The 23,659-nt window shown below is 41.9% G+C and carries 19 protein-coding genes and 1 pseudogene; 5 read left to right on the top strand and 15 right to left on the bottom strand.

Annotated elements, in window-relative coordinates; all coding sequences use genetic code 11:
- Window positions 1–9: 9 nt before the first annotated feature.
- The 3 genes from eutL to AC58U0_RS28495 all read right to left on the bottom strand — a co-directional run bounded on the left by eutL (window position 10) and on the right by AC58U0_RS28495 (window position 3,749).
- Window positions 10–666, bottom strand: a complete 657-nt coding sequence (gene eutL / locus AC58U0_RS28505; protein ID WP_497382222.1) for an ethanolamine utilization microcompartment protein EutL — start codon at window positions 664–666, stop codon at window positions 10–12.
- Between the two features lie 226 nt (window positions 667–892).
- Window positions 893–3,235 (bottom strand): sensor domain-containing protein, encoded by a 2,343-nt coding sequence (locus AC58U0_RS28500; RefSeq protein ID WP_497382221.1) that lies wholly within the window; start codon window positions 3,233–3,235, stop codon window positions 893–895.
- 1 nt (window position 3,236) lies between these two features.
- A complete protein-coding gene (locus AC58U0_RS28495) occupies window positions 3,237–3,749 on the bottom strand; it encodes a DUF5317 domain-containing protein (protein WP_307434878.1) in 513 nt (170 codons plus the stop codon).
- A gap of 435 nt (window positions 3,750–4,184) precedes the next feature.
- Between AC58U0_RS28495 and AC58U0_RS28490 the strand changes: the two genes are divergently transcribed.
- The gene (locus AC58U0_RS28490) at window positions 4,185–5,417 is read left to right on the top strand and encodes a helix-turn-helix domain-containing protein (protein ID WP_497382220.1); all 1,233 of its coding nucleotides are present in this window, start codon (window positions 4,185–4,187) and stop codon (window positions 5,415–5,417) included.
- A 65-nt stretch (window positions 5,418–5,482) separates the two neighbouring features.
- Here the strand turns inward: AC58U0_RS28490 and AC58U0_RS28485 are convergent, their stop codons facing one another.
- Window positions 5,483–9,760 carry a S8 family serine peptidase gene (locus AC58U0_RS28485; protein WP_497382219.1) on the bottom strand — a complete coding sequence of 1,426 codons (4,278 nt, stop codon included), beginning with the start codon at window positions 9,758–9,760 and terminating at the stop codon, window positions 5,483–5,485.
- Between the two features lie 388 nt (window positions 9,761–10,148).
- Here AC58U0_RS28485 and AC58U0_RS28480 point away from each other — a divergent pair, with 388 nt between their 5' ends.
- The 3 genes from AC58U0_RS28480 to AC58U0_RS28470 all read left to right on the top strand — a co-directional run bounded on the left by AC58U0_RS28480 (window position 10,149) and on the right by AC58U0_RS28470 (window position 12,077).
- Entirely contained in the window at window positions 10,149–10,718 is a 570-nt protein-coding gene (locus AC58U0_RS28480) for an FAD-dependent oxidoreductase (RefSeq protein WP_497382218.1), read from the top strand.
- Window positions 10,719–10,763: 45 nt separating this feature from the next.
- Window positions 10,764–10,991, top strand: a complete 228-nt coding sequence (locus tag AC58U0_RS28475) for a DUF896 domain-containing protein (protein WP_497382217.1) — start codon at window positions 10,764–10,766, stop codon at window positions 10,989–10,991.
- A gap of 87 nt (window positions 10,992–11,078) precedes the next feature.
- A complete protein-coding gene (locus tag AC58U0_RS28470) occupies window positions 11,079–12,077 on the top strand; it encodes a type I glyceraldehyde-3-phosphate dehydrogenase (RefSeq protein WP_497382216.1) in 999 nt (332 codons plus the stop codon).
- Window positions 12,078–12,176: 99 nt separating this feature from the next.
- On the opposite strand, the gene AC58U0_RS28465 is transcribed toward AC58U0_RS28470, so the two are convergent.
- From AC58U0_RS28465 to cysD, 3 genes are all read right to left on the bottom strand, one after another.
- The gene (locus AC58U0_RS28465) at window positions 12,177–12,653 is read right to left on the bottom strand and encodes a GNAT family N-acetyltransferase (protein ID WP_497382215.1); all 477 of its coding nucleotides are present in this window, start codon (window positions 12,651–12,653) and stop codon (window positions 12,177–12,179) included.
- A gap of 345 nt (window positions 12,654–12,998) precedes the next feature.
- The gene (locus AC58U0_RS28460; RefSeq protein ID WP_497382214.1) at window positions 12,999–14,732 is read right to left on the bottom strand and encodes a GTP-binding protein; all 1,734 of its coding nucleotides are present in this window, start codon (window positions 14,730–14,732) and stop codon (window positions 12,999–13,001) included.
- A gap of 1 nt (window position 14,733) precedes the next feature.
- Window positions 14,734–15,657, bottom strand: coding sequence for a sulfate adenylyltransferase subunit CysD (cysD, locus tag AC58U0_RS28455; RefSeq protein WP_268795864.1), 924 nt, complete (start codon window positions 15,655–15,657; stop codon window positions 14,734–14,736).
- Window positions 15,658–16,102: 445 nt separating this feature from the next.
- Between cysD and AC58U0_RS28450 the strand changes: the two genes are divergently transcribed.
- The gene (locus AC58U0_RS28450; RefSeq protein WP_497382213.1) at window positions 16,103–17,263 is read left to right on the top strand and encodes an acyl-CoA dehydrogenase family protein; all 1,161 of its coding nucleotides are present in this window, start codon (window positions 16,103–16,105) and stop codon (window positions 17,261–17,263) included.
- A gap of 13 nt (window positions 17,264–17,276) precedes the next feature.
- Here the strand turns inward: AC58U0_RS28450 and AC58U0_RS28445 are convergent, their stop codons facing one another.
- From AC58U0_RS28445 to AC58U0_RS28410, 8 genes and pseudogenes are all read right to left on the bottom strand, one after another.
- A complete protein-coding gene (locus tag AC58U0_RS28445; protein WP_497382212.1) occupies window positions 17,277–17,981 on the bottom strand; it encodes a PIG-L family deacetylase in 705 nt (234 codons plus the stop codon).
- Window positions 17,978–18,289 (bottom strand): DUF1806 family protein, encoded by a 312-nt coding sequence (locus tag AC58U0_RS28440; RefSeq protein ID WP_056830839.1) that lies wholly within the window; start codon window positions 18,287–18,289, stop codon window positions 17,978–17,980. Before AC58U0_RS28440 ends, AC58U0_RS28445 begins: the two co-directional genes overlap by 4 nt.
- Window positions 18,290–18,376: 87 nt before the next feature.
- Window positions 18,377–19,117, bottom strand: a complete 741-nt coding sequence (locus AC58U0_RS28435; RefSeq protein ID WP_497382211.1) for a Fic family protein — start codon at window positions 19,115–19,117, stop codon at window positions 18,377–18,379.
- Between the two features lie 156 nt (window positions 19,118–19,273).
- Window positions 19,274–19,672 (bottom strand): copper amine oxidase N-terminal domain-containing protein, encoded by a 399-nt coding sequence (locus tag AC58U0_RS28430; protein ID WP_497382243.1) that lies wholly within the window; start codon window positions 19,670–19,672, stop codon window positions 19,274–19,276.
- 33 nt (window positions 19,673–19,705) lie between these two features.
- Window positions 19,706–19,846 (bottom strand): annotated as a pseudogene (locus AC58U0_RS28425) (hypothetical protein); the annotation flags it as partial.
- A gap of 512 nt (window positions 19,847–20,358) precedes the next feature.
- Complete coding sequence (locus tag AC58U0_RS28420) at window positions 20,359–20,628, bottom strand: hypothetical protein (RefSeq protein WP_047676411.1); 270 nt, start codon at window positions 20,626–20,628, stop codon at window positions 20,359–20,361.
- A 122-nt stretch (window positions 20,629–20,750) separates the two neighbouring features.
- Window positions 20,751–23,156 carry a DUF2357 domain-containing protein gene (locus tag AC58U0_RS28415; RefSeq protein ID WP_497382210.1) on the bottom strand — a complete coding sequence of 802 codons (2,406 nt, stop codon included), beginning with the start codon at window positions 23,154–23,156 and terminating at the stop codon, window positions 20,751–20,753.
- Entirely contained in the window at window positions 23,128–23,379 is a 252-nt protein-coding gene (locus AC58U0_RS28410; RefSeq protein WP_497382209.1) for a DUF8727 domain-containing protein, read from the bottom strand. Before AC58U0_RS28410 ends, AC58U0_RS28415 begins: the two co-directional genes overlap by 29 nt.
- Window positions 23,380–23,659: the final 280 nt, after the last annotated feature.

Here is a 23,659-nt window from a genome sequence, read left to right as displayed (position 1 = left end):
CGCTTCTTTTTACCCTATTTTCTTAGGCTCTCGAGCAATGCTTCGAACGGCCTCCGCGAACGCTTCTGCTGCTGCCGTACAAGCAGATTGACTGCCTGTCAATAATCCTCCCGCAAAGTTCGTCTCCGTCGGCGGACCATAAAACTTGCACATGCGTACATCAGCCGCCTTCAGTGCGGCATCGAGTGCGAAAACAGCTTCGAGTGGCGGAGCAATCAAATAGGCAAGAGGCTCTCCTTCTTGAATTTCCGCCAATGTGGACAAATAAGAACCGGTTCTGGAGACTACATGAGCATAGTAAGCATGCGTTCCCTCGTCGTTGAGGGCGTAAAAACAAGCCCCAGTCTCCATCACCTGGATAGCCGCATCAAGCCCACTTCTCACTTCGGCAGGCGATGCACCGCCAATGATCCCAATAAATTCTCCTGAAAGCGGCCCAGAAGCATGACCTGATCCCGCATAAAATGAACGAGCATACACCACTTCGACTGCTGCATTCTTCGTTGCTTCATCAATAGCGGTGTAGCCCACATCGTCGATGCTGGATGTTAACAAACCGAGGCTGCGAATGCCCGGCTTCAATTCCAACTGAAGTGCCAAGCCGGCATCCACATTAGGGATGATCCTAATAGCAAGCGGAATAGCTCGAATGGGATGTTGTTTCACTCCTTTCACCTCTTCGCCCGAATGAATGTAAACAAAAAGGTGCCCAGGTGCAGAGAACGACTTGTCGTTCTTGGACCTAAGGCACCTTTGCCTGCTATTTATGCTTTTGTCTATGGATATGCGGGTTGTACAAGGAATATTCCGTTTTTACTGATAAAATCTATATCGCATTACTGGATTATTCAACAAAAAAACCCATCCGTAGACGGACAGGGTTTAATCATAATCAATATTCACTTTTCAGAGACCATACCCGCTCAATAAACTCATCGGCCGATATCGGTCTGCTGATCAAATATCCTTGAACGCCATCACAACCTTGCTCACGCAAGTAGGAAAGCTGTTGATCCGATTCGACTCCTTCGGCGATTACTTTCATGTTTAAGCTATGCGCCAATTTGATAATACCGCTAATGATCAATTCATCTTTTGGAGACATATTTAAGTTATCAATAAAAGACTTGTCCATTTTCAAATAATCAAATGAAAAATGCTTCAAATAGCTGAGCGAAGAGTAACCCACTCCAAAATCATCGATGGAAATAGATATACCGAGCTCTTTAATTTCAGCAAGAACCTTCATCGTATGTTGGGTATTCTGCAGAAGCATGCTTTCCGTAATCTCAATTTCAAGCCACTGAGGATCTAGCTCCGTTTCAAGCAAAATTTGCCCAATCGTACGGACTAAATGCTCATTTTGCAATTGAATGGAGGAAAGGTTAACCGACATAACAATAGGAGGAAAACCTGCATCCTGCCAAGCTTTATTCTGCTTACACGCTGTCCTTAACACCCATTCCCCGATGGGCAGGATCAATCCACTCTCCTCAGCGATCGGAATGAACTGAACAGGTGACATTTGTCCCAACTCTTGATTTTTCCATCGAATGAGGGCCTCTACTCCGTTAATTTTATCATTAATCAAATCGATTTTCGGTTGAAAATGTAAATAAAACTCTTCGCGCTCAATCGCTTTGTGCAAATTAGAATGTATCTTGTGCTTGGCTTCATTGAGCTCTTGAATGCTTTTAGAATATATGCTGTAGGTGTTTCCACCCGATTCTTTGGCCCGATACATGGAGGCATCTGCATTCCTGATCAGCGTTTCCACATCGGTCCCATGTTCAGGATATATACAAATCCCTATGCTGGTCGTTATATATAGTTCTCTATTATTCAAATAAAAAGGTTCAGCTAAGGCTTGTAAAATCGCATCAGCAATGGGTATGATCTCTTCTGCATGACTTAGATTCGGAAAAATAATCGTAAATTCATCGCCCCCTAGCCTAGATACGATAGATCCTTTAGAAACAGATTGGATAATGCGTTTGGATACATCAACTAATAGAAGATCACCTGTATGATGCCCCAGCGTATCATTTACGTGTTTAAATTTATCTAGATCAAGAAACATCAATCCGGCTATGGAGTTGTTACGAGCTTTTTCCAATGTTTCCGCCATACATTCCTGGAAGTTGCTTCGGTTCGGGAGCCCGGTTATTTCATCAAAGTAAGCCATTCTATGAATAATCTGTTCTGCTTGCTTCTGCTCGGTAATATCCTTAGCAATTCCATAAATCCCGACAATTTGATCATTCACTACCGTTGGACCGCAAGTTATGAACATATCACAGCTTGTACCCTCTTTCGTTAGAAAGCCCATTGTAAATTGTTGCGGATTTCCCAGCAGCGCCTGTTCTATATGACGTATCACTTCTTGTTTCCCTGTAGAAATCGCATACTTGAATAAATTAACGTCCATTATAGACTCTGGGGAATAGCCAAGTATTTTTTCTAACATCGGATTAATACTCGTAATTTTACCTGATAGATCTAACGTAAAAACAATATCTGGATTACGGTCGAATAGAGACTGGTAACGTTGTTTGCTTTCTTCTATTTTATAGATATGCTTGTTATACGCTGAGATTAGGAAGTTAATAACTAGCATGAGGAAGGCTGAAATCATAACCTCAATAAGAAGATCAATAGCATTAGCAGACTGAACTAGATGATACAATAGAATGGTTAGTACCAACAAAGAAACTTGTACGCCATAAACTTTCTTTAACGCTATTTCACTAAAAAAAGAAGCTTTATTTACAAACTTCATGATCCCCGCACGTATTATTAAATTAACGTTTTCAAAAACGAACGTAATACCCAGAATTTGAACGATAAGTGGAAATTGATTCATAAATTTCAAACTAACCGCTGCACAAACCATACTAATAAAATACATTCCTAACGTTGAAAACAAGCGAAACCAGTTAATTTTATAGAAGGGTTTGCTAGCCGACAAAAAAAACATGAGTGTACTGAATATAATCGGAACCGTGCTTGCTGAGATACCTTTTGAATACGTTAAATAAAGAAAACTTAGTGTTGCACCGTTATACCAGAATCCATTTGGTAATTTTGTCGGAAATAGATCAACTATTACTATTAATAAACATATTATTATTATAGACTGCCAATCCTTATTGGATTGAATAAATCCGAAACCGACATATATCGTATATATTCCGGTTAAGAATAATACCAAGGTGTACAAATTTTTGTCCTTCATGCTACTCCCTCTTTGAAGTGGTTCTTAATAGAAATCGAATAAATCCGAATCCTACAAAAACATCCCCTATACTTATTACATGTTTGAAAAAAGGAATCCAATCTCCCAACCACCAAAAATTAGATGTATTCATTAGTTGATGTCGGGGATCATCTGTATCAAAAGCAGAGCCATTATACCCAGACAAAATCATAGCCTTTTCTGATACAGGCATTAAACCACCATGTATACTAATCGCTATTAAATTAAGCACAGCCCCAAAACATATAAATATAATTCCTGGTAAATGCCTGTTCATCCATAAACCTAAGATCATAATAGCAAACGAGAGTTCAAGTAGAATAGGATAATCGCGCTCAGTTCTATTACCTAACCAAAAAATAAAAATTTGAAACGCAAAGGTGCCGATCAGTAAGTAGGGCATTCTGAAAGCTCCAAAGGAATCAACAATTGTCAATAAATTACGTTTCAGAATGATACAAAGAAAAATGCCAGCAAGTATAAAATAAATCATATATGTTCATTCCTTTATATAAAAAAATGAAAGGAACTAGGTATCACCTAGCTCCTTTAAGGGATTATGGTCCCCATGGAAAAGGTACAACTGATGAATAAACCATAGCTGTCAAAACAAGAGTCATAAGTATCCAATTCTTCCAATTTTTCATTTCATTTCCTCCCTTTTGTTTGAAAAAAATGTCTAGTCAAATGGAAAAATCCATTAAAGAAATTATACTTTTAATGGATTTTTTATACAATGAAAATATTCAAAATATTCGATAATTCGATATAAAATGACATAAAGGGAGAAGGCTCTTTTTCATATGTTCGGAGTTCCTTGGTATATCTTACCTTCTGCTTTCCAAAGGAGTGCCTCTTCTCCGTTTTTATTATACAATGGTTGATAACGAATCGAATGAAAACTCCATAGGCCTTAGGGGGATTTTGTATGTTTGAAGGTAAAATCATCAAATTTTATCGAGAAAAAGCCCAATTAACACAAGAGCAATTGGGTCGAGGTATTTGTTCCGATACACATATTAGTAAAATAGAACGAGGTTCGACCGAATATGCGCCTGAGATCATTACTCTCCTATCTAAACGCCTAGATATTAATATAGAACAAGAGGCCATTCGCCTCAAAAATATCCGAACCCGCCTCCTTCATTGGCATGATGTAATTATTGAGCAGCTATTTGAGGATATGGATAAGTTGAACAACGAACTTGAACGTGAACACCTGGTCCAACTCTCTGATTACAAAGCACTCTACTCCTTATTAAAAGCCAGATATTACCTCATGCATAGTCAACCGGCAAATGCTTATAAGATTATTAAGCAAATCAATAAAGTTGCACATCAGCTCCCCCTTTATGAAACCAATTTATTCAAGCATGTATTAGGGATGTACTATATGACTAAACAGGATTACTTTAAGGCCATAGATACGTTAAATGCTATCGTCTATGAGGATTACAATAACCACGAGTATTACTATCATTTAGCAGTTGCCTATCACACCGTCCAATCACCGATAATGGCGTACTATTATGCAGAGAAAGCCTTGGTTTTTTTCAAAAGTATTAATAGCTTTTTAAGAGTTATTGATGCTGAAATGCTCATGCTAATTCAGGTCAAAGATGATAAAAATAGAGATTTCAAGGAAACCATAAGACGCTTTGAGAAACTGCTTCTAAGCTGTGATATCTGTAATGCGCCTACTCGAAAGGCAAGAGTCCTGCATAATTTGGCCTTTGAATACCTAAGAAGGCAAGACTATGAGTCTGCCAGCAGGTATTATCAGCAATCCATGAGTCTTAAAGAAATAAAGTCAGCCCCTTACCTACTTTCATTAGAGGGATATATTAGAAGCTGCCTGGATGGAGAGCTATTTTCCCGAGATGAATTAATAAAAATGACTCAAGATGGATTAGCTATCGCTAAAGGAATCAAGGAATCCTTATATATACTCCTCTTTAACCTCATACTATTTTTGATCAAAAAACAAGATGCAGAGTATCATCATTATTTAAGTGATCAAGCATTACCTAAATTTAGAGAATACGGGTATACGTATCTGATCCAACGGTCCGAGAAAGAGTTATTCAATTACTATTCGAAGACAAATCAGCATGGTAAAGCTATGGAAATAGCACTTATTTTGATTAATCATGAGAATTAGCTTTATGCAAAAAAGGAACTTTGCCACAGATTCAGTGGCAATGCTCCTTTTTTTTGTTTGTGCTATTAATTCATTGGCTCAAGACCTAGTTCATGCAAGTAATAAGCCAATCCTTTTTTCCCGTCTTTCTCTTTCGGTTTACCTTTGACATCCGGATCTATTCGTAGGAAGTTCTTTTCGATGAAACGAACATCCTTCTCATCTACGATTCCATCTTGGTTCAGATCCTCTTTCTTGGAAGATTTTCCGTAAGCGTGGACCGCTTTCTTGAGATCTTCAATATCGATCATATTATCGCCATTCACATCTCCAGCGTAACTGAGCGGCTGATCAGGTGAAAGCCATGGATCTGTTCCTATAAGCTCTCCATCTTCCGTTTTACTCAATTGTACCGTTAATTTGCTTTTTAAATGCCCCGGAACCTCTACAATGATATCGTAAGCCTGTTCTGAGACAGGGAGATCGTAAATGTAGAAAACGCCGCTGTTATCGATGGTTCCCGCATACGTTTTTCCATCCGCCGCTCTCGCGTATGCTTTGGATCCTATCTTAGATAAATCCTTATTCCAATCCAAATAGCCATTTTCATCCATAAATGCTTCAGCCCACGTAACTGATGCGATAGTCGAATGTTTCGGAATTATATCAAATCCGTTGATTTGGTTAAAAACAGGCGCTTTCGTTGGTAGCGTTTCCCCATCTTTCATGTAGAAAAACTCTTCGATATTTTGTTCGATATTCATCGTATCTTTTTCCAAATACCACTTATCATCAGTCAATCTAAAAGTGACATCAAGGAAGGCACTGTCTCCATCAAACCCGTGAAAATTGTTTCCTGTTATTGAGGCCCCAACTTTCACCATCTTTTTGGATTCGGTGTACACATCGTGATCACTTACGACCGCGTCATCCACTTTCACCTTAAGGCCTTTTTGGGCAGCCATCGTTTGAAAAGCAGGGTTTACCTTAACATCTACAAACTCAAAATGCTTATAATAATCCACCGTATAAGTGCCAGAGATAAGCTTCTGGACGTTGTTTAAATTTAAGGTCATAGTAATCTCGTCACCCAAATATACTTTTTTCTTATTATATTGTGGCACGACATAAGCTGAGCCTGCTTTGATAAACCCATAGTGGTGGAAATCTCTAACAAGGCGTGCGTTTGTAGCCATGTCAACTGGGAACAAGTTTAACGTTAAAGGGTGATCCTTAATATCATCCGGTGTTACACCGAACTTCACGTCTCCGCTGGGCTGAATAGGGAATTCACCGTCTGGATAGACGTTTTGATTTTCATAATAATAGAGATGATTAGCAGATTGCGTGATGTTCGACGATGATAGAGAATCAATGGCTGCATCATGTAGGTTGGCATGTACCCACAGAGCACTTTGATTTTGACCGTTTAATTCTTCAACTGTATACATATCATCGCTAACTTCGTAGACACCTGGCGCTTTGTCTAGGAAATTGAGTTCAGGCAGCGTATTATCGACAACAAATGCTTGTTCTTTGGAGTAAGTAAGACCATTCGCATCCGTTGCGATCATCCTAACCTTATACGCGCCTTCCGGCAAATCTACTGGAGTTGGACTAGCACTCGGATGAGAGGGATCTCCTGTAAAAGGATACACCCAACCACCAACGGGATAGATATAAATTTCTTGGTCTAAAGGGGCATTTACTGCATTAACAGAATGTCCATTAGCACTTCCCATAACATGTCCATCCTTATCCGTTATGAGCAAATCGATCTTTTGCATAGAGCTATTCAATTTGAAAAACAATATTTTAGCTGGGTCTTCTAGAAAAGGGTGGTTCACTTCAGGTGGTTTAGTCATAATGGCCTGGTTACTCAATTGCATATATTCGATTCCTGGTTCAACCACACGAACAGCAAAAGGAATCCGATATTTCGCTTCAGCTTGCGTAGTATCCGCATTTTCAATGTGAATATAACCTTCATATCTGCCTAATGCCGCATTGGTTGGAACCTGAATGCTCGCTATCAGATCGGTCATCTGATAAGTGGCTACACTGACGGTGCTTGGTACATTCACTGTAACACCATTTACGACAGCATTTGGCAAACCTGGCTTCGCCGGCAAATATTCAACCGTGATATGATATTGTTTATCATTAGCGCTTCTATTTTGGATAACGAAGTTACGGCTCTCCTCAACTGCTGTGTTCTTACTTTTAGCGTGGTTTCCAAAAAATAGAGAGCCTGTTAGATCTTCGATTTCAGATAATATGCCATCTTTTTCGTTAATAGTCTTAGCTTTCACTTTAATTGAAGTAGTCGCAAAAACCGCTTCGGTAACATCAACTTCACCTGCACCCACTTCATAAACCGAGTAATTTCCATTAAGGGCATCTGCTGTATTCATCAATGCAGCTTTCACATCAAAAGGTGTATAAGTAGGATTTTGCTGCAAAACAAGTGCGGCTATACCTGCCATATGCGGAGTGGCCATGGAGGTTCCAGAAATGCGGGCATAGGCTGATGAATAATCTATCCCATCTTCGGGGCTATTTATATACTCCGGATAGCTGGAGTAAACGGCTACACCCGGTCCAATAACGTCCGGCTTAATGTCATAATTCGTATTAACCGGTCCTCTTCCGCTGAAATCTGCCAAGTGGTTGCCTTCCGTTACAATCGAGTTTACGGCTCCAAAAGTTATCGTAGGCTGATCAAGCGATAATAAGAATTCCCCATCTGCTTTAGTCAACCGGAATGACGGGATAAATTTGGGACCTTGCCCCGTATAGTGCGGGATTTCTCCAACCACATTGTTGTACATTAGAACTGCCTTTGCTCCGGCTGCTCTTGCATTTACGACCTTCTCGTCCAAGGCATTCTCTCCCCGCGCAATCAGGGCAACTTTACCTGTAAAGTCCTTACCTTCAAAGTCAACACTCATACCCAGTCCCGCATATACAATTGGGAATGTCTTTCCTGTTAAATCTCCTAGGTTATCGTTGAAATTTTTGGCTAATAGCTTCATATCAGGAAGCTGCGTAAACACACTAGAGTAGACGCTCGCCGAAACCGTAGGAATGGCCATGGAGAAATCGCTTGCTCCTACCGTAATACCAAGTGCTGTCGTGCCCGGAACGGTTACTGTTCTTTCATTTGGCCCTGAATTCCCTGCTGCTACAAGACATACCACTCCTGAGAGTGTCGCGTTGTTAATAGCGATTGCTTCTGGGGCAAGTGGGTCATTATACGTAGCTCCCAAGGATAAATTAATGACTTGCATTCCGTCTTGCACTGATTTATCGATTGCAGCGATAATCCCGCTTTCAGGTCCGGTTCCATAAGGTCCTAACACTCTATACACATAGAGATCAACATCCGGTGCTACCCCTAAAACGGGGGAAGCAACGTTGTTGGTGCCTTGACCTGCGATCGTTCCCGATACATGAGTGCCGTGCGAAGTATAGTAAGTGGCCCCACTCGGCTGTCCAACAGCTACCCAGTCATTGTACGTTGTTTCCATAGGATCGGCATCGTTATCGATGAAGTCCCAACCCTTCACCGTTGTCGGATCGATAGACTTCGGATCCACGTTCGGTTGGGCCGTATACCCTTTATAAACATCCTTTAAATCGGGATGATTGTAGTCGATTCCCGTATCGAGAACGCCAACCTTAACCCCTTTTCCTTTAATTCCTTTGCTATGCAGAACGTCAATTCCTTCCAGCGGGATACGATTGTCATCCGTTATCTGTTGGAGTTGCGGTCCATTAGAAACCGAGGCTAATTCCATTTCTTTTGGATCAAGCTTTACGATATTATCTTTCCAAATTCGGTTAACCACGCCAGATTTCAATAGAGTTTCAACATCCGTACCTGGCAAAGTCATCGCAACACCATTGAATGCATGGTGATACTCTCTTGTAATTTTCAACGCTTCTTCTCCAACCATGAATGGCGTTATTCCAGGTTGAGATTTAGTACTTGGTTTCATCTTTTGTAAAAACTTTTTAAAGACATCGTGATTATCTTCCGCATCTTTCTGCGCAACAGCAGGTGAGATGCTCACTCCCTCTACCGTCTGTTTAATAACTTCTACCTTAGCAGGAGCTTGCTTAAATTCAATAATAACATGGGTTAATGCCGAACTTTTGAGGTTAATCTCCGGAGAAATCACCGGTCGTCCTACTTTCATTTCCGTTAGAGCTTTTCTTTGATCAGCCGAGAGATTCTTTAACAGATTCTCTACATTCTTCGAAGGCACCTCAGCAAATACCTGAAAGGGAAATAATGAAGATACAAGTAATAAACCGGCTACAGCTTTCGTAGCAATTTTGTTCAATCTACCTTTACGCATGTCCTCACTCCCGGTGTTTGATCTATAGAATCTGAGTTTAAGAACTCTATTAACTACCAGTCTACATGCACTTTAATAGGAGGTAAATGGGGGGAATTTTGGGGGTTTTTGAGATGGTTGGTGCCTGAAATGCTAGTCTTTTAATTGAAATGGGACCACGATATTCCACCTTGGAACAACGGTTTCCTGGATGTTACTACTTGTCGATACATGGCAAATCGAAAAAATAAAATACATCTTGACTTTTCACTTTATGAAGCATATTATTATCTCATAACTAAGAATCTTAATTTAAAGATAATTTTCTTGCATACAAAAAAAATAATAGCTTAACCAAGTATTTACGCAAAGAATACTAAATTCACACACATTCGAAGGAGTTGTTGATATGTACGATATCGCAGTAATTGGCGCAGGTCCCGCAGGAGCAAGTGCAGCATTATTTGCAGCAAAAGCAGGAAAGAATACTTTACTCATCCATAATGATAAAAGCATGACAAAAAGAGCGTGGCTTGAAAATTATTATGGTATTGAAGAAATTTCCGGCCCTGATCTTATAGATATTGGTAAGAAACAGGCCGTTAAATTTGGCGCCGCAGTAAAGGATGAGAAGGTTCAAAATATCGTTAAAATAGATGCAGGTTTTCACATTGAAACCAATATCGGACAATATGAAGCTAAATATATCATTATTGCTACGGGGGCACTAACAGAGCTTGCGGAACATTTGGGATTAAAAACAAAACCAGCAACCGAACCGCGAATTAAGACGGTCATTGATGTTGATACAAATGGCCAAACAAGTTTGGATGGCATTTGGGCGGCAGGTACAGCAGCTGGCGTTAGCGTCCATGCCATCATCACCGCTGGTGACGGAGCTAGAGTGGTGATAAATGTCATTAGCGAAATAAATGGGGAAAGATACGTTGATCATGACATTTTAAAAACTTCTGAATAAAAATGTACCAACTTTACACAAATCATATAAAAGGAGTGATTCACTATGCTTACCATTTTAAATAAAATTAATGAGCTTTCAAGAAAAGAGAAAGAAATCGGATTAACGGAGATTGAAAAAACAGAACAAGCCAATCTGCGTAAAGAATATCTTCAAATATTTCGCGGTTCAATAGACAGCTTGCTCTTGAATTCTACAATTATTGACCCGAACGGAGATAATGTTACCCCTGAAAGATTAAAAGAAGAACAGGCCAAAAATGCTGCAAAATAATGCTTCCTGAGTGATAGGAACCAAAATATGCTAAAATTGAGTCGTACCCGTAGGAATTCATATTTATCATTCAATGGAGGTTATACCATGGGCAAAATAGGAATATTTGGATTTGGGCGTATTGGCAGACAGTTATTAAGAGTAGCTTTACAGGATCAACTATTTGTTCCCGTGTCCATCTCTGATATTAAAGACGCAGCAACACTTGCCGCTCTATTCGAAGTTGATACCAACTATAAGCGCTGGCACGAAGCCGTATCGGCACAAGAAGGTAGTATGGTAATCGGTGGACGCGAAATTCTGTTTATCGATTCATCGAAGGAAGTCCCTAATTGGAAAGAATTAGATGTAGATCTGGTAATAGACTGTACTGGCCGAGCTGTCACCCGTGCTGTTGCTCAGGTCCATTTGGATCGCGGGGCAAATAGAGTATTAGTTAGTGGGCCTAGCAAGAGCCTCGAAGATTGTGATGCTGTATTGCTGAAAGGGATAAATTTAGATAGTTTTGATCCGGAAAAGCATAAAATTATTAGTATGGCGAGTTGCACGACCAACGCATTGGCTCCAGTGGTCAAAATAGTCAAAGAAAACTTCGGGATTAAGTATGGTCTCTTCTCCACCGTCCATTCTTACACGAACACCCAGTCGCTAACGGATCAGCCTATGAAGGATCGCCGAGATTCGTGGGCTGCAGCTGAGAATATCATTCCTTCTTCATCAGGAGCTGCAAGAGCCCTTAAATTTATCTGGAATGATTTGCAGATTACCGGAAAAGCCTACCGGATTCCAACGCGCACCGGAAGTATTGCTGAATTAAACCTTGTAACTGAAAAGCCATGTACGGTACAGCAGGTAAATGATATTTTCCGCAGTGCTGCCAAAGATGGCCAACTAAAGGGAGTTCTTGATGTTCTGGAAGGTGAATGGGCATCATCTCGTATTGTAGGCGACCCCCACTCCTCCATTATTGACCTTCCTTTAACCCAACTGCAGGGTGAAATCCTATCCGTTGCAACTTGGTACGATAATGAATGGGGCTACGCTTCGCGATTAGCAGAAGTTGCGGCTTTTCTAGTTAATAAGTAAAATCGCTACCATTGAATTAGTAGGATCGCCTCCGTTTATATAGAGGTGATCCTTTATTTACCTCAATGATGTCCCCATTCAATCCTTGAACAAAAACATTTAATTATACGACAACCAAACTGTATTACCCACAACCTCAAAACCCTGCTTGTACCAAAAATTACGTGACTTTTCTAACGAATAAACATACATTTTCTTATTAGGATATTTCAGTTTAAGCCAATCCATGAAGAAAGCTGCATAGCCCTTCCGTTCAAATTCTTTCAGTACATCCAATGCTTCTATAAATACATAATCTGTTTTGTTCTTGATATCAATATAGAAGTCTTGTTCTAAGTATTTTTCATCATCGTTAAAATAATTTTTCTCCGCTTTCTGAATTAACTGTTTCGCACTCGTGTATTCCCAAACCACGGCATACCCTACCATCGTGTTTTCAACTTCAATGAGATATACATCATTAGGCAGCTCCGAGCTTTCCTTCTTACTCAATTCCCCTGCATGGTAGCCGGATTGCAATTCACTTAATATCGTTTGGAACTCTTGGTCGAATGGTCTTTTCGTAATCGTAGGCATTATAAATCTCCTTTTCACAATGTCGCTAACGGAAGTATAACATATATCTACACCACATCCCTTATGTTGGTTAATAGTGTTAACTATAGTTAATCATGTAAAGCATTTGGTAGACCGACAAATAACTTCTGTTAATTCGACCAAATTAATTCTCTGGCCAAGCAGCATTCTGAAGCAGTTGATTGATTAACAAGGCGGCTTCCCCGCGAGTTGTATTGGAATCCTTTTAGAAAGAAAATCCGTTACTCGCATTCAAAGACAAAAAATATCCCTACATCACTATTCACGGTGATGTAGGGATACTATTTTTCAAAGACTATTTCGTTACGTCGATTCGTTTAAGCATTAGAAATTAAGGAATTGTCCACGACTACTCTCATTGATTAAATATTTAATAATTCGTTTCACTACATAATTTGCAGCTTCTTCGATTGAAAACTTGCTTATATCGATTTCGATTTCCGGTTTCCCAGGATTTGTGCTCGAGCTGCCTGCAAGCGGTCCGTTTACATAAACTTCAATATATTCTTTGCCAATGATGTCTCGCGCGGTTTCTCGGTCGTTAATGTTCGAGGAATCATTCGATACCAATGCAATAAGTCCAGCATCGTTCATTAATTTGGCAACTTCTGCTAATCGCTGCAACGATTCTCCCTGGCCATTCGCCAGTAACATGGTATGGTGGCCTGTCGATACCAAACGTTTTTCGACTTCTTTCGCAAGGGCCGATTGATCTGAAAGCGAACCAGTGAACCAAAGGGTCAAAGGATTCTGACCTTTTTGCTGAGCACGAACATCTCTGGTGACTTCCGTATCTAGCCGTACAGAAATGTCGGAGCTTTGAAGGATTTGCTCAATCACTCCGCAAGCAGATGTCATATTGGTGACACGATCGATCAGAATAAATCCGCCAATGCTTTTATTTTGTTCAAAAGAATCAATTACGATATTGTCAGATAAAGAAAACTCACATGTTGCCAATTCATTTTTGACAATATGATCAGTTGGAACCCTTTTTCCAGTATTAATTTCGATTTTATGTTTAATGGCCGTTACGGTACCTGGCAGGACTTTCGTTCCTACTTTGACCAGATAGTTTTTGCCTGGCGTCAGCACAGAATCATCCATCCAAAGAATCGTAGCTGAGAAACTATCCGCCTCATGGATTTGACTATCCTTCGTGAATACACAGCCCCGCGAAACGTCGACTTCCCGATCCAATTGAATGGTTACGGGCTGTCCAGCATAGGCATAATCGCGATCTTGGTCAGTCACGAGGATCCGTTTGACTTTCGCCTTCTCATGACTAGGCAACGTTGTCAGCTCATCGCCAACCGCGATACGCCCAGCCTCAATTTGGCCTTGGAAACCACGGAATGTATGATCCGGACGGCTTACACGCTGAATCGGCATCATAAATTGCTTCGTACTGTCGCTCTGATGAACGTCCACATTTTCCAAATATGGCAGCAAGGCAAGGCCTTCGTACCAAGGGGTATTTGGCGATTTTTTCGTAATGTTATCCCCTTCTGTGGCAGAAACAGGGATCACCTGAATACTTTCAAAGTGAAACTCAGCGGTCAATTGCAAGAATTCTTGTTTGATCGCATCAAATATCTTAGGATCAAAACCCACTAAATCCATTTTGTTCACAGCTAAAACAAGATGTTTAATGCCCATAAGTGCGCAAATTCGAGTGTGGCGCTTAGTTTGGGTAATAACCCCTTTCTTTGCGTCCACAAGAATGATAGCCAGATCCGCAAAAGATGCGCCTACGGCCATGTTACGGGTATATTCTTCGTGTCCAGGTGTGTCCGCAACGATGAACGAACGGTGGTCCGTCGTAAAATACCGATAAGCCACATCAATCGTAATCCCTTGTTCGCGCTCAGCCAGTAACCCATCTAGAAGCAAGGAATAGTCAATTTTGCCGCCGCGGCTGCCCAGTCTGCTATCCAGCTCTAACGCTTTTTCCTGGTCGGCGAATAAAAGCTTGGCCTCATAAAGCATATGTCCAATTAAGGTGGATTTTCCGTCGTCTACACTTCCGCAAGTAATAAATTTAAGCAGACTTTTCATTTTAGAAATAACCCTCCCGTTTACGTCTTTCCATGCTTCCCGCCGCTTCTTGGTCAATTACCCGCGTTGTCCGTTCGGATGAGACCGCACCAAGCGTTTCTTCAATAATGGCATCTATCGTATCAGCCTCCGACTCTGCTCCTCCTGTAAGCGGATAGCAGCCTAATGTGCGAAAGCGCATCTTCTTCATTTCAATTTTCTCATGAGGCTCGAGCTTCAAGCGATCATCATCCACCATGATAAGATGTCCGTCGCGTTCGAGTACAGGTCTTTCTTTGGCAAAATAGAGAGGCACAATATCAATGTTTTCTCTGCGAATGTATTGCCAGATGTCTTTTTCCGTCCAATTGGATATTGGGAAAACGCGGATGCTTTCTCCCTTATTGATTCTTGTGTTGAAAAGTTTCCACATTTCCGGCCGTTGGTTTTTCGGATCCCAGGCATGATTCTTATTCCGGAAAGAGAAAATCCGCTCCTTCGCACGCGACTTCTCCTCGTCACGTCTTCCGCCGCCGAACGCAGCCGTAAATCCGTATTTGTCCAATCCTTCTTTCAAAGCTTGGGTTTTCATAATATCCGTATACGCGGAACCATGATCGAACGGGTTGATCCCTTGATCAATCCCTTCCTGATTGGAGTGAACAATCATGTTAATTCCGAATTCTTTGGCTTTACGATCACGGAATTCAATCATTTCTTTGAACTTCCACGTTGTATCAATATGCATAAAAGAAAATGGCGGCTTCTCCGGATAAAAAGCTTTCAGCGCCAAATGCAGCATCACGGAACTATCCTTACCGATTGAATACAGCATCACGGGATTTTCACATTCCGCCGCTACTTCTCGAATAATATAAATCGCTTCAGCCTCAAGTTGATCCAGATGCGTCATTTCATCTATAGAATCAAGCATCATTTTTTCCATGGAAAAGGTGCCTCCTTTTAATTCTTACTAAAACTATCGTCTTTCTTTATATCCTATCAGATTCTGGCTTTAATGCAAAGTGGAAGAAAGTGAAAAACTTAAGATTTCTGGCATTTCGGTCGAATTCTGTCGGGCTTTTTCCGAGACTGTCACTTTTTTTGTCGCAATAATCACTGTGTGACATTAAAGTTCACTTTGTCTCGCCTGAACAGTGGGTTCTTTACGTTTGAAAAAGGATTGGGTCGATAAGGATTACTTTGAAGAGCTCGTAATGTAACAAAAGCATGGAGTCGAACCCCTGTTCATTTTTCCATACGAACATTAAACATTCTACTCGAAATAAATTAAAGTTTCTTCACAATAAAAACCATCGAGTTTGATAGAGACTGTTATAACTCGCTATACAACAGCTGATATAATAAGTAAGAAAAGGAGTGTGTAATAGATGAATCGAGTCATTGATCAATATATTCGCAACGAGGAAGAGCGGGCTTGGGCCAGAAAAGCAGAGGAGCTGGCTGCCCATTTTGCAGGGAGGGCCACGCGGCACGACCAAGAGGGATCATTTCCATTTGAAAATTTCGCAGACCTGCGCGAGGCCGGGTACTTAAAGCTAACCGTCCCTCAAGAATTCGGCGGGAATGGACTCTCGCTTTATGCCCTCGTCTTGCTGCAGGAGAGGCTAGCTTACGGAGACGGATCGACCGCATTGGCCGTTGGCTGGCATGTCGGTCAGATCCTTCATCTCGGGACAACCCGGAAATGGCCGGAGGCTATATTTGCCGATTTGTGCCGTTCCGTCGTGAGCGACGGGACGATGATCAACACCTTTGCTAGCGAAGCAGCATCCGGCAGTCCCAGCCGGGGCGGAAAGCCCGAAACGACAGCGGTCCCTACGGACGGCGGATGGCGGATTACGGGACGCAAAACGTTTAGTACGCTTTCACCGATCCTCGATCGTTTTGTGGTATCGGCGTATATCCCGGATGAAGACTGTACGGCCGACTTCCTGATTCACCGGACGGACCAGGTGACCTTGGTGGAAACCTGGGATACACTCGGGATGCGCGCGACCGGAAGCCACGATGTGGTGCTGGATGGCGTTTTTGTAGACAAAGACATGAGGCTCTCCGGTAATGGCATGGATGACGGGGGTGGTTGGCTTCTGCATATTCCGGCATGTTACATGGGCATTGCCATGGCGGCACGTGATTACGCCCTTGAATTTGCCCGCTCCTATCGACCCAACCATATGAACGAACCGATCGCCGCACTCCCTTCCGTCCAGCAGTCGATCGGAGAGATGGAAATCGAATTGCGAACCGCACGCTCGCTCCTTTATGCGGTGGCGGATCGCTGGGATCTGGAGAAGGAAGACCGACCCGCGTTGAAACCAGAGCTCGGCTTGGCCAAGTATGTTGCCACCAACAACGCCATCAAAATCGTGGACTTGGCGATGAGAATTGTCGGTGCCGCGAGTTTATCCCGCAATCGGCCTTTGGAACGGTATTACCGGGATGTTCGCGCAGGCCTGCATAATCCGCCAATGGATAGTACAGTGCTTCATACCTTGGCTAAAGCCGCTTTAGCCGAGACATCCTTGTGATCCGAGAGAGACGCTAAAACAAATCATCGAGAACCCGCGTCGGAGCCTCCCTATCCGCCTTCAAAAAGTATTCATATCTGCCGAATTTCGTCAGCGCCTCTTGGTCGGGCAGCCATACCCATTCGTCGATTTCAGTCTGGCAGCGGTGGGCCCGAAACGCGGCGAGCTTTGCTTCCAGATGAACATGCACGTCGATTTTAAAGACATCCTTACGGGTATACCCGAAACGCTCCGGACGCTCCATTGCGTCACCGAACGTAATGAAATATAAAGCGCCCCGATGTCCTGTTCGCCCAAAAGCGTTCGTCGTCGCTTTTCCAATTGCGCAATGATCTGGGTGTCCACCCAGCGTTTCGTGAAACGTAAGCACGACATCGGGATCCACTTCATTAATGAGAGCCGCAATCCGTGCTATCAGGCTATCCTCATCGGCAAACTCAACTGTTTTGTCGCGGATATCCAAAAATAGGAGCTGCCGGATGCCCAGGCTCTCGCAGGCCTGCCGTAGTTCCATTTCGCGCGCAGCCGCCATCGATTCCCGGTTGAGATAGGGTGGATTACCCATGCGTCGTCCCATTTCACCCCGCGTGGCGCTCACCAGCGTAATGTCCACCCCCTCACTGGCATATTTGGCGAGAGTACCTCCACAAATAAACGACTCGTCGTCAGGATGGGCAAACACCGCGAGCAGCTTTTTGGCTTTATCGATTTTGTTCATTCTGGAAACGGCTCCTTTCCCAAGTGCAGAGCAACATTCATCCGACCTCTGTCATCATAGCCAGCCAGCAAAAGACGACCATTCCCATCTACCTCATAATGCGTGAGCGCCTCCATTCGCAGCCAGCCATGCCCATCGAACCGTAGAGCGGCACGAAAAGGGCCTTCCCCCGCTATAAAGACATGGGTAACCTTGACTTTGAAATTGCGAACGAAGACAAATGAAGTCGCTTCGCTGTGGATATAAGCGTCAGTCCCGACGAAGGCCTGAAGCTCGGCTTCTACTTTCGACCTGATTATTTTGATCATCGCGTTTGGCTCTCTTTTCTGAAAGGATTTAAATCTATGTTTGCAACCAAATAACCCCATCCATAATAAAGGCAGGGTTAATCGAAGTCACTTTACAGCTCCAATATATCTTTGCAAACTATCCTCTACACATCCGGCAATTAGTTCTACGAATGGTCCTAGATCATTGCCTATACTTGCTGTTTCTAAAGTCACATAATATTTCAGTCTTGCATCATTTTCAGCTTTTACAATTGCAGGCGGAAATCCGTATGCCATTAAAATTAAATTCATTAATAGTCGTGCTGTACGCCCATTCCCATCAGAAAAAGGATGAATGTATACGAAGCGGAAATGGAACTGCGCAGCTAGCTCAACTGGATGTAGTTTATCTTTTTGTTCATGATACCACTGAACTAGCTTTTCCATTTGCTCAGGAACCACTGTAAAATGCGGTGGGGTATGCTGTGAGCCTGATATCATAACATTAATCATCCGATATCGCCCTGCGTTTTCATCGTCAATGTTCTTAAGAACGAGTTGATGAACTGACTTTATTACATATTCTGTAAGTTCAATGTTCCGAGTTGCAACATCCTGAACATAGTTGATTGCTTCCGAATGATTGATAACTTCGAAGTGTTCACGTAGCTTTTTGCCACCTATGGTTAGTCCTTCTTCTAAGACTAATTTGGTTTCTAGTAGAGTTAACGTATTACCTTCGATTGCATTTGAGTTGTATGTCCACTCAACGCGATATACCTCATCTAAGTTCCTTACAGCCGCGGATGGTAAAGGTCTGAGATCATCCAGTTCTCTTTTTAAATGATCTATTTTAACAAAATCCATAATACCCCTCCCCATCACAATATTACCATTATATCACAAGGAACAATAATTAGACTGTCATTGTGATTGCTACCTTTATATTACTATCGACAAAATAAAAGCTAAAGCCATTCTTATTAGGATGGCTTTAGCTTTACGACCTCATCTTATAAATTCTTATTGTTTATCAATAATAACCATGCGTTCCTTCTCGTCCCAACCTACTTTTGCGCCAAAGACTTCGCTAACAAAGCGTACTGGAACTAATGTCGTTCCATTTGTTAAGCGTGGTGCCAAATCTAGACTAACCTCTTTATTATTGATAACAGCCTTGGATGAATCAATTGTTAACTTAACAATTGTTTTTCCTTTTTCAGCCGTAATGCTTTGTGTATTTTCATCCCAAGATACCCTTGCTCCCAACACACTGAAAATTCGTCGCATAGGTACAAGAACAGTTCCATTCTCCTGTAGAGGCTCTTCATTAGCTGAGAACTCCAATATGTTGTCATTTAACTTCAAAACGATCTGATCCCCGTGCTTAACAACAACCCCCAGGCGTTGTTTCTCTTTTATTACTTGGATGGCTTGCTCATTTAAAGGATTATTAATCAGGTTAATCTCCCAGAGATTAGGGTGTTCTCGAAGAGCATCAATACCCGAAATACGGTTATGCTCTAGATTTAAACTTTTTAGCTTGGACATTGTGTATATAGGTGATACATCCTGAACTTTATTCCAACTTATATTAAGACTTGTTAATTAGGTCAGCACTTGCAAAAGGTTTTAAGTTCTCCACTTCATTTCCTGAAATATTCAACCCATCTGATATTGTTGATGTTGACAATCAGGATGGGCTTGAGTGAAAGTAATAAACCCTAGAGGGCATCTAGGGTTTTCTAGTAGTAATACGTCTCTCTACGGAATGCCAAATAAGCCCTTAGAGCCATAGAATATGCTCAAGAGGGCTTACGAATTATTCATTTCATCTTTCACCCGGAAACATTAAAGCAATGACCACGATATCATTCTGGATCATTCTGTAATAAATTCTAAACTTCCTACAGACTAATCTTGAGTAACCTTTAAACTCTCCAAATTCCTCAACATACGTACGGCCAAGGATTGGGTTCATAAGAAAATCCTCAGACTCTAAAATAAGTTGTACAATAAAATCGATGTTTCTTCAGGTGTAAAATGCTCGCTGTGAAAAGAACGCAATTTCTCGACAATGGGTTCAGGCCAAATTACCTGATTGGATTTCATTTACTAAAATCCTTTGGAGATAAGGATTTTAGTAATTCAGAAGTAGACTTTGTTCGCCCTACTTTATATGCTTCCATACTCTCATTCATCATTTGTTTTAGGTAAGGATTTAATTCAACATCCGTGGCAATGGAATTAGGATCTTCCTCTTGAAGAACAATTGTGAATTTCCCTTTTCCAGGAATAAAGACCTGGCGCACAGAATTCTCTCTGTTCATGTTTGATAACTGTTCCATTAAGTCTTCTGTAGTTCGTACTTCATCCATATTTATCACCGCCAATTGAATATATATGATTATGATACCATATTACACAATGGCAATAAACGCATTAGTGTTTTCAACCATTAACATCTTATTATTTAGCCGAAAAAAGATCATTCCTTTTCCTACTCAAACCCAATCTTCAAAACATTACTACCCAAATCCAAATGCTCCCGATCCAGCGTCACCTTCACCTTACCCACACGCCGCTTCTCACGCCAATCCCGCAATTCCTCTTCCGTCTCCAAACGCAGTTCGGAGACTTCCTTCGCCCTATTAAGCATGTAATCCGTCGTATACAAAATCCGATAAATCCCATGCCCCGCAGGAACAATAGCTTCTTCTCTTTTAACCCACTCCTCCACCTCAAACACAACATAAAGCTCATCTGTAGCACCTCTACTAGAAGGAATAGCCGTTATCTCAGAGCGTGGAACAACCTTCCACTCTCTAACTCTTCCATACCACGAGATACCCGCTTCATCCGCACCGAACAAACGAATCGACTGATACAACGTGACGTATTCTAGTCTAGTCAACACTTTATGATCCGTAATATTTCGCAGAGGAGTATGGTAAAATCCATGCTCCAACGCAGCCTCCAATTGAGGCTTCTTACTCAAAGCCCCCACCATCACATTCTTCCCGGATAGCTTGTTCCCGTAATACTCCTTCGTCCCTCTCGGTCTCGTCGTCCGCTCATAGGCTTTCTCCGGACTATCCATGATAATCTCGTCCAGGAACTTCTCCATCAAGCTCGTCGAATTCGGCAAAAATGGAAAAGCCCCAATATTAATGAGCTCAACACTTTTATAGAACTTATGCTGCTGGAACCGCTCCTCATCATGATAGGGAAACAACACATACGCCCCAAACATACTCCGCTCGTACTCTTTCCCCTGCCCCTCCGAATACACAATCGCATCCCGATAGCGGTGCATCGTATTGATATCATCCTCTTCCGGCCCCGGCATCCGGTACCTCTCGAAGTAAGGCGTACCCTCATAAGCAGGATTAATGCGATATTTGGCATCGAAAATGTATTTATACTCCGCCGCGGCGTCGTTCTTTTTCAAAGTCAGGACATTATCTGGCCGCTGAGACAGAGTTGGACTCCAATCCCCTTTGGGCAGCGCATTATAAAACAGCGTAAAAATCTCCCCGTTCAACGGGTTTTTATACACCATCTTCGCCTGCTGGGACTTATCCAGTGTGACGAACAGTCCACTCCGATTGATTTTGATAATATCTTGCTTGAGCAGCTCATACTTTTTGCTTAAAAGATGGTGAATCTTCAAGAAACACCAGTATTCATAAAGCTGGGCCAAATCTTTCATCGATAATCGGAAAAGATCATTCTGAATCGACAAACCTTTTAACAGCATTAAATAATAACGGTATACCTCTCGGTACCCCGATGCCATTTGCAAAACCAGAGAAATAGACAGCTGCCTCATCTCGCCAACATCCAAAAAATCATGCTGTAACAACCGCTGCACCTGACTCTGCATAAGATTAAGCTTCCTCGTAAGATTAGGATCTTCCACACGGCTTTTTTGAGCTAAACGCGTTTTAACATCCTTCAGCTTCTGCCCAATGCGTACAAGCACCCATTTTACGAAGCGATTCTCAGCCGTATCATAATGAACATGGCGTCTAGTCTCAAGCAAATGAGTCGGTGTATAACGCTGGCCTCCTACCTCAATGACCCCGTTCACCGGATCCTTGGCTAATAGATGTGGGCGCTTGGCTAGGAAAGCGATGTTCTCTTTTCCAGCTCTTTTCACACGTGCAGCATCTACTAGACGATTCTCGCTTTGAAGCTTAGAATGTGGCGATAATTTGATTCTCTCAATAGCCTGCACAAGCTGCGTAAATACATGCTGCAAAATCGTAAAATACTCAGTCAAACTCCGATGATTCGTTTCTTTTAACCCTGTCAGGTTGTACGTTTTCCGCAGAAAATCGAACGATAGATTATAAATCTGCTCATTAACATCGTTAAGGATCATCTGATAGTCGTTCTTATAATCTATTTTCGATGGAAAAATCTCTAACTGGAGACGAAAAATAGCCTCACCATTCAATCGAAGCTCAAGTTCAGAGAGTCCAACTTCATTTTGAAAATTAAGAATGCCTGATAAAATCATCTTCCCCAGCGGCTTAATCGCCTGTCTCACATGGATATTGTCGTGGTAAAAGGTTAAGGCAATATCTGCCTTCTTTTCAATGACCAGTTCATATGCCTGCGTTTCATAAAAATTCGGCGCACACACAACGCCCGAACTCCAACTCGTCATCGCCCTGTGCTCATGAGAGAAAACAGAAATAGAATCTATGACCAACGAATCCACCAGTTGCGCAGCGTGAAAATGGGCATCTACCCACTCCTCATCCACATTACGATGGAGATTCAAAGTTTCAACCGTGGGATGGAACGGCTTGCCCTGAATATAGAGATTGAACAGATTCGTCTCGATTCGCAGCAATTCCGTACTTTGACTAAGAGAGCCAGTATGAGGTAAAGCCATCTTCTTCTAACCTCCGTAGCATGAAGGCGATTTTCCTTGCGCTTTGTGGATATTTGAACGCCGCTAACGTTTCCGGAGAGAGATAAAGCTTAGAGGCATCCTCCATATATTCCGTAATAGGTAAACTACGATCCTGAGCCACCTGCATCAATTGAAGCAAAGCTTTTTTCACAGACGGATTACTCCCTTGAATACGAGGCAAAATCTTCTGCAACAACTGCATATCGAATGCCGCTTCCTTACTGAGCAAAGCAAACCGATCAATTTATAGGCGCTAACATAACTGAGAGGCTTCCTGATCAGGAAGCCTCTTAGCTAGAATAATCCTATTTATTTGTAGATTGAGTCATACTCCGCACGGGAAAAATGTATGATTTTGATAGAATCCGTATTAATTGGTTAAAGGCTTTGATTTATAAGGATCTATTGTTTGTAGATTGTTCTATTTGTTTGAAGCTTGCTCCTTGTAGACGACTTTCGTAAACAAGCTTGAAAACTAAATT

It is taken from the genome of Paenibacillus sp. J31P190 (assembly GCF_059692075.1).
The sequence above is the reverse complement of the archived record's forward strand: the minus strand, read 5'-3'. Positions and strand labels throughout refer to the sequence as shown.

What these genes read in the sequence shown, in the direction of transcription:
- AC58U0_RS28420 (WP_047676411.1), bottom strand. Translation starts at nt 20,628, where the DNA reads ATGGATGAAGTACGAACTACAGAAGACTTAATGGAACAGTTATCAAAC.
- AC58U0_RS28490 (WP_497382220.1), top strand. Translation starts at nt 4,185, where the DNA reads ATGTTTGAAGGTAAAATCATCAAATTTTATCGAGAAAAAGCCCAATTA.
- AC58U0_RS28500 (WP_497382221.1), bottom strand. Translation starts at nt 3,235, where the DNA reads ATGAAGGACAAAAATTTGTACACCTTGGTATTATTCTTAACCGGAATA.
- AC58U0_RS28450 (WP_497382213.1), top strand. Translation starts at nt 16,103, where the DNA reads ATGAATCGAGTCATTGATCAATATATTCGCAACGAGGAAGAGCGGGCT.
- AC58U0_RS28470 (WP_497382216.1), top strand. Translation starts at nt 11,079, where the DNA reads ATGGGCAAAATAGGAATATTTGGATTTGGGCGTATTGGCAGACAGTTA.
- AC58U0_RS28435 (WP_497382211.1), bottom strand. Translation starts at nt 19,117, where the DNA reads ATGGATTTTGTTAAAATAGATCATTTAAAAAGAGAACTGGATGATCTC.
- AC58U0_RS28440 (WP_056830839.1), bottom strand. Translation starts at nt 18,289, where the DNA reads ATGATCAAAATAATCAGGTCGAAAGTAGAAGCCGAGCTTCAGGCCTTC.
- AC58U0_RS28465 (WP_497382215.1), bottom strand. Translation starts at nt 12,653, where the DNA reads ATGCCTACGATTACGAAAAGACCATTCGACCAAGAGTTCCAAACGATA.
- AC58U0_RS28485 (WP_497382219.1), bottom strand. Translation starts at nt 9,760, where the DNA reads ATGCGTAAAGGTAGATTGAACAAAATTGCTACGAAAGCTGTAGCCGGT.
- AC58U0_RS28410 (WP_497382209.1), bottom strand. Translation starts at nt 23,379, where the DNA reads ATGCAGTTGTTGCAGAAGATTTTGCCTCGTATTCAAGGGAGTAATCCG.
- AC58U0_RS28480 (WP_497382218.1), top strand. Translation starts at nt 10,149, where the DNA reads ATGTACGATATCGCAGTAATTGGCGCAGGTCCCGCAGGAGCAAGTGCA.
- AC58U0_RS28495 (WP_307434878.1), bottom strand. Translation starts at nt 3,749, where the DNA reads ATGATTTATTTTATACTTGCTGGCATTTTTCTTTGTATCATTCTGAAA.
- AC58U0_RS28460 (WP_497382214.1), bottom strand. Translation starts at nt 14,732, where the DNA reads ATGAAAAGTCTGCTTAAATTTATTACTTGCGGAAGTGTAGACGACGGA.
- AC58U0_RS28445 (WP_497382212.1), bottom strand. Translation starts at nt 17,981, where the DNA reads ATGAACAAAATCGATAAAGCCAAAAAGCTGCTCGCGGTGTTTGCCCAT.
- cysD (WP_268795864.1), bottom strand. Translation starts at nt 15,657, where the DNA reads ATGGAAAAAATGATGCTTGATTCTATAGATGAAATGACGCATCTGGAT.
- AC58U0_RS28475 (WP_497382217.1), top strand. Translation starts at nt 10,764, where the DNA reads ATGCTTACCATTTTAAATAAAATTAATGAGCTTTCAAGAAAAGAGAAA.
- AC58U0_RS28415 (WP_497382210.1), bottom strand. Translation starts at nt 23,156, where the DNA reads ATGGCTTTACCTCATACTGGCTCTCTTAGTCAAAGTACGGAATTGCTG.